Genomic DNA, 1,085 nt, shown 5'->3' on the forward strand with positions numbered 1-1,085 from the left:
TACTGGAGCTACCGGTTCCACCGGACCTACTGGAGCTACTGGAGCTACCGGGGCTACTGGGGCTACTGGCTCCACTGGATCTACCGGGGCTACTGGAGCTACCGGTTCCACTGGACTTACTGGCTCCACTGGGACTACCGGGGCTACTGGAGCTACCGGGGCTACCGGTTCCACTGGACCTACTGGCTCTACTGGGGCTACTGGCTCTACTGGCTCTACTGGCTCTACTGGTTCCACTGGGACTACCGGGGCTACTGGCTCCACTGGAGCTACCGGGGCTACTGGCTCTACCGGTTCCACTGGACTTACTGGCTCTACTGGGACTACCGGCTCTACCGGACCTACTGGAGCTACCGGGGCTACTGGAGCTACCGGTTCCACTGGGACTACCGGCTCTACCGGGGCTACTGGAGCTGCTACCGGTTCCATCGGGCCTACTGGCTTCACTGGTTCCACCGGGCCTACTGGTTCTACTGGCTCCACTGGGCCTACCGGGGCGGCTAGTGTAGGATTAACAAACTATCTATATGTTTTTGATACTACTAACCAATCAATTGCAGTAGGAAGTAGTGTTACTTTTAACACAAATGGACCTATAACAGGAACTGCCCTTAGCCACATCACAGGTACTGGAAATATTATAATTAATACACTAGGAACATATGTAGCAGAGTTTCAATTACAAGCTTCTCGCGAAAACCAATTCTCCCTCCAACTAAATGGTACACCAATTTCAGGTGGACGTTTTGGTACGGGGTCACCACATACAATAAATCAAGGTACTGCTGCTTTTACCGTAACAGTTGTTCCTTCAACATTGACTTTAATAAATAACACCTCTTCAGCAGGTACTATCACTCTCTCAAATAGTGATGGTGGCTCTTTAACAAATGTATCTGCAAGTATAAGTATTTTTCAGGTCGGATAATTAATTTGGTTAGAAAAGTAATTCATAAAGTTTACAAATAAAAAAATGAGGCTTCTCTTTTCTAGAGAAACCTCATTTTTTTTATTAAATTTTAAACTGACTCGTATACAGATCAAAATAAAACCCTCTATCTTCCATAAGAGACTCATGATTCCCT

The 1,085-nt window shown here is 47.2% G+C and carries 1 protein-coding gene; it reads left to right on the forward strand.

Annotated features, from left to right (window positions below):
* A partial coding sequence (locus ABWK52_RS29885) for a collagen-like protein (protein ID WP_438825471.1) occupies positions 1-928 on the forward strand: 928 nt, incomplete at its 5' end.
* Between the last annotated feature and the right edge of the window lie 157 nt (positions 929-1,085).

This window comes from Bacillus sp. AP50 (assembly GCF_040492675.1).
Lineage (GTDB): Bacteria > Bacillota > Bacilli > Bacillales > Bacillaceae_G > Bacillus_A > Bacillus_A cereus.